At 47.4% G+C, this 4,137-nt stretch carries 7 protein-coding genes; all 7 read left to right on the plus strand.

From position 1 onward, the window contains the following. Positions 1-221: hypothetical protein (locus AB1L17_RS31175; RefSeq protein ID WP_412848903.1), on the plus strand; the 221-nt coding region annotated here is incomplete at its 5' end. A gap of 13 nt (positions 222-234) precedes the next feature. Further along, positions 235-630, plus strand: a complete 396-nt coding sequence (locus AB1L17_RS31180; protein ID WP_412848909.1) for a prepilin peptidase — start codon at positions 235-237, stop codon at positions 628-630. A gap of 29 nt (positions 631-659) precedes the next feature. Next, positions 660-1,460 (plus strand): putative bifunctional diguanylate cyclase/phosphodiesterase, encoded by an 801-nt coding sequence (locus AB1L17_RS31185; protein WP_412848904.1) that lies wholly within the window; start codon positions 660-662, stop codon positions 1,458-1,460. A gap of 17 nt (positions 1,461-1,477) precedes the next feature. Continuing rightward, on the plus strand, positions 1,478-1,741 hold the full coding sequence (locus AB1L17_RS31190; protein WP_412848905.1) for a helix-turn-helix transcriptional regulator: 264 nt from the start codon (positions 1,478-1,480) through the stop codon (positions 1,739-1,741). Next, complete coding sequence (locus AB1L17_RS31195; protein ID WP_412848906.1) at positions 1,738-2,046, plus strand: hypothetical protein; 309 nt, start codon at positions 1,738-1,740, stop codon at positions 2,044-2,046. Before AB1L17_RS31190 ends, AB1L17_RS31195 begins: the two co-directional genes overlap by 4 nt. Next, the gene (locus AB1L17_RS31200) at positions 2,027-3,490 is read left to right on the plus strand and encodes a cell division protein FtsZ (protein ID WP_412848907.1); all 1,464 of its coding nucleotides are present in this window, start codon (positions 2,027-2,029) and stop codon (positions 3,488-3,490) included. The genes AB1L17_RS31195 and AB1L17_RS31200 overlap by 20 nt, the downstream gene beginning before the upstream one ends. Before the next feature lie 159 nt (positions 3,491-3,649). Then, positions 3,650-4,137, plus strand: a 488-nt coding sequence (locus tag AB1L17_RS31205; protein WP_412848908.1) for a hypothetical protein, incomplete at its 3' end; no start/stop codon positions are given.

The following is a 4,137-nucleotide window of genomic DNA, read 5'->3' on the forward strand; positions in this document are numbered from 1 at the left end:
ATGGTACTATCCCCTATTTGCAACAGCGGTTTGCTGATGCCGGACTGGACCCTGCTGAATGGGATTTGACGGTTACAACTGGTCCGTTAGCAAAAGGGGAGGAAGGCGTGATTGCCGTTTCGTCCACCTACACATTTCAGTCTTTGAAGATCATCGGGATCACGGCTCAAGTTCCCTTACGGGCATCTGCCACGTTTACATCACAAGTCTGGATGAGGTGAGGACGTGATACTCATGGGGTTCTCTCTCATTGTTCTGTTGATCGCCACTTTCACGGATTGGAAATGGCGGATCATTCCGGATTGGTTGACCTATCCGTCTATGGTGGTTGCGCTCCTGTACCATTACGTTCATGACCAATTGGGGCATTCCGTATTTGGTGGTCTTTTTGTGTTATCCATGCTGCTGGGACTTTCATTTTTCGTACAAGACGGCATTGGGGGAGGGGATATGAAACTCCTTACCTTCTTGGGATTTGCACTTGGGTTCCCGCTCGTTAACGGAGTGATCTTATTGTCTTTTTTGTCGGGGCTCATCTTTTCCAAGGTGATGAAGCAGGTTCAGGTACCGTTTGCGCCGTTTATCGCGTTTTCATTCGTGATCCTGTTGCCGACGATTTCTATGGGGTAGCAAGGAAAAAAGAAATGGAGGAGGGGCCGATGGATCTGCCGGTAATCCAGTACGCAAAGGAAATATGCGAACAAGAATTACGAAAAGCGTTGGCAGCGGGAAAGGAGGGAGGGATCGAGATTTATTACCAGCCCTTCATACACGTTAGTACAGGCAAGGTTATTGGAGCGGAAGCTCTCACACGATGGGTACACCCATTGTTAGGGGAGATTTCGCCACGTATTTTTGTTCCCCTAGCTGAATCGAATGGTCTGGTTGCCGAATTGGACCGATTCGTATTAACAGTTGCTTGCAGACAGGCGAAGAGGTGGCTTAATACTTATGGGCCAATACGAATCGCTATCAACATTTCCCCGCTTTCCTTCCAACATGCCGACTTTGTTGCGGTAATCTTGAATGTCTTGCAAGAAACACGGTTGCCCCCAGAGTGTTTGGAGATTGAACTGACGGAGAACATTGCGATTCGACAAGAACATACCCTTTCGACATTCGCCAGGTTGAAAGGGATTGGCATAAAGATCGCGATTGACGATTTTGGTACAGGATACTCTTCGCTAAATTACCTGCGCATGTTTCCAGTTGACACATTGAAAATCGACCAAGTATTTGTGCAAGATGTGGAAAACAGCCAGCAGGAAGTTCCGATTACTTCAGCCATCATTCGTCTCGCTCACGAATTGAATCTGCAGCTTGTAGCCGAGGGAGTTGAATCGGAAGAACAGAAGAATTATCTCATGCAGAAAGATTGTTGCGTCATGCAGGGTTTTTTGTTCAGTAAACCGCTGCCGGCCGATCAGTTTGAACAATTCTTACTACATTCTGGATCATGAATAGGGAGGTGTTGACGATGACAGAAAACCAGTTGCTAGACAAATTGATGAACGGAGTTTCCGAAAAATATGGCCTAACTCCCCAAGAATCGAAGGTGTTGGCCATGCTGCTGCAAGGATACTCCATCCCGCAAGTTGCGGTTCATTTGGAGGTTTCTCCTTATACAGCGGAAAAACATAGCCAGACCGTGCTGAGAAAGCTAAACATCATGTACAAGCGAGAGTTACCATTTTGGCTTCTAAAAGAAGTGGAGGCATCAAAAGGAAGGGTGAATGTATGAGCCGATTGTACGATTCGAGGCACTATGCCTTGTTCTCTAACCGACTGACTGAACCCATGAAAGAAGTTCTATGCATCATCGGAGAGAATGGAGAGATCAATAAACAATCGATCATTGACACGAGCGGATACAGCAAAACGGTCGTTCATGCTTGTGTGGAAGCCTTGTATTTTTCCGGTCTTCTCAAGTTGAGGACACCAAGACGAGAAACGCTCTACTCACTCTCCGAGGAAGGACAAGCGTTTGTAGATTATTTGTTGCTGACTTCAAACGAGGGGGGATACTATGAGCCTGATGAACAGTAAGGAATTGGAGTTCATGACAAGCAACGGCCTCATCCAAGATGTGTCCTTGCGATTTGGTGTGATAGGCGCCGGTCAAAAGGGGAACAAGGATGCGGATATCTTTGCTGGTTATCGCTTTGCGGATGGGACACAATGTTACCAAACGTTGGCAATCAACTTTGCCCAGGCGGATATGATTCACCTGAAAAACATCCCGGAAAAGGATCGCATTCACTTTGACGGAATGAAAGGAGCTGCTCGGACTCCTTCTCTTGTGGTCGAGTTATTCGATCCGACGTTGAATCCCAAGGCGAATGAATTGAGAAGCCAGTTGGCTGCTGCCATGGAAAAGAAATTTGCAAATGTGGAGCATCTGATCATTTCACTTGGCGCCGGGGGTGGCGTGGGAACCGGTTGGGGCTCTTTAACCCTCAATTTGATCAAGGAAGGATTCTTTCCTGTTCCGATCACCTTACTCATTTCGCTGCCGATTGACGATCCTGATGAAATCGCAAATGCCTTGCTGCTGTTAAAGGAGATTCAGGATTTTCTCAAGATACAGGAAGAGTTATTTGAATACTCTGACACAAAGCCGTTAGCCAGCGTGATTTTAACCGACAACAAAAAGATTTACCATGATTTTGAATTGAAGAAGGGATCGCGGACACTCCAACATACGAACCTGTCCTGGAAAGACGAGGGGAATAATGCGGTCATTAGTACCATCCACGAAGCCAATCTCATCCCTGCCAACTTTGGGAGCGACAACGTAACCTATGACCCTTCAGACTTCATCAAGCTGATGCAGCTCTCCGGCAAGCTTCTTACGATAGCGAAAGCGCGGTTGGAACCGGATTTTACCATCGAAAAACTAGAAGCAAAGATGAGATCGAGTATCGAGAAGGGATACTTTGCTTGCGGGCACCAGTACCAAACGGCGACGATGTATGGCGGTTTTATTTTGCGACCGTCCAATGCGGACTTTTTCAAGGATGTCATCACGGAACGGACGATCAAGAAAGTGATCAGTGACTACAATCCGATTACGCAAATGAGAGGTAAGTTTGGCGACCCGATCTGGAATGAAAATTACGCGGTCATCTACACCTTTTTTGCCGGGATGGGGATGCCAAGCCGTTTCGCCGAGCTGGCGACAGAACTTCAACAAATCAAGGAAAAACAAGAGCAGGTTCAACAAGAATCGGAACTGGATGTTGATGTGTCTGCCGCTATCAAAAATGTGAAACAGTCAACGTTCAACCCCTATCAGCCGAAAACGAACAAATTCGGAGGGGGTGGTTTTGGGGGAGGATTTCAGTCAGTGTTCAGTCGATCACAGTCAGCCGTCACCAAAGACGATGAGAATCAGAAGGAGAAGAAAGAGGAGCAGCCGAACCGCTTTGGCCAACGATCAGGAAACCGTTTCGATGCGCTGCGGAAGATTCGTCTGCATGAAAACTCGTGACAGCATCCAACGGTATCCCTACGGATACTGTCGGTATCCTATACCAATTGCAACAGAGAGCCGAGAATACAGCATTTTAGGGTGAACGGTATGTATGCCGATAGTATCCCAACAGATGGTGACGGTATTCTCTGCCCAATTTATTGATAAGGTGGTTTTATGTGGGAACGTACAGGGGTGGAACAAGCCTATGAACTTCTCCTGCAAGCGCAGTATCAGCTAAAGGAATGGATGAAAGAAAGGAATCCTGTGGAAAATCCATGCTCTTTTCAACCGGTGTTGGAACCATTGGAAGACCATTGTTTTCGGTTGGTCTATCCGGAATTGGCTCCTGTGTTCAGTCGATTGAAGAACCACGCACCAGGGTTGCGAGAGCAGATCAAGCAGGAGTGGTTGGTAGGAACAGAAGAAGCCTTGCGAGTATTCTGGCAGCCGGACCGCAGGAAGGCTTGGGATGGTTTTAATACGAGGGATGGAGTGGGAAGTTACTACTTCCAGGAGCCCGTGGCGGTCTGGATTCGGAACCATTATCCCGCCAATCTTCTCATTGACCTGGACAACCACGTGTACAAGTGGATGATCGATGCGTTGGTAAACGCCTATTTCATCCCCGACGACAACAAAAGTCGGGTGTCTCTTTTGTTTGA

This window comes from Brevibacillus jepli, from assembly GCF_047229145.1.
GTDB lineage: Bacteria > Bacillota > Bacilli > Brevibacillales > Brevibacillaceae > Brevibacillus.

Bases quoted from the DNA above. Each gene is read 5' to 3' on its own strand.
- AB1L17_RS31200 (WP_412848907.1), top strand. From the start codon at position 2,027: ATGAGCCTGATGAACAGTAAGGAATTGGAGTTCATGACAAGCAACGGC.
- AB1L17_RS31185 (WP_412848904.1), top strand. From the start codon at position 660: ATGGATCTGCCGGTAATCCAGTACGCAAAGGAAATATGCGAACAAGAA.
- AB1L17_RS31195 (WP_412848906.1), top strand. From the start codon at position 1,738: ATGAGCCGATTGTACGATTCGAGGCACTATGCCTTGTTCTCTAACCGA.
- AB1L17_RS31190 (WP_412848905.1), top strand. From the start codon at position 1,478: ATGACAGAAAACCAGTTGCTAGACAAATTGATGAACGGAGTTTCCGAA.
- AB1L17_RS31180 (WP_412848909.1), top strand. From the start codon at position 235: ATGGGGTTCTCTCTCATTGTTCTGTTGATCGCCACTTTCACGGATTGG.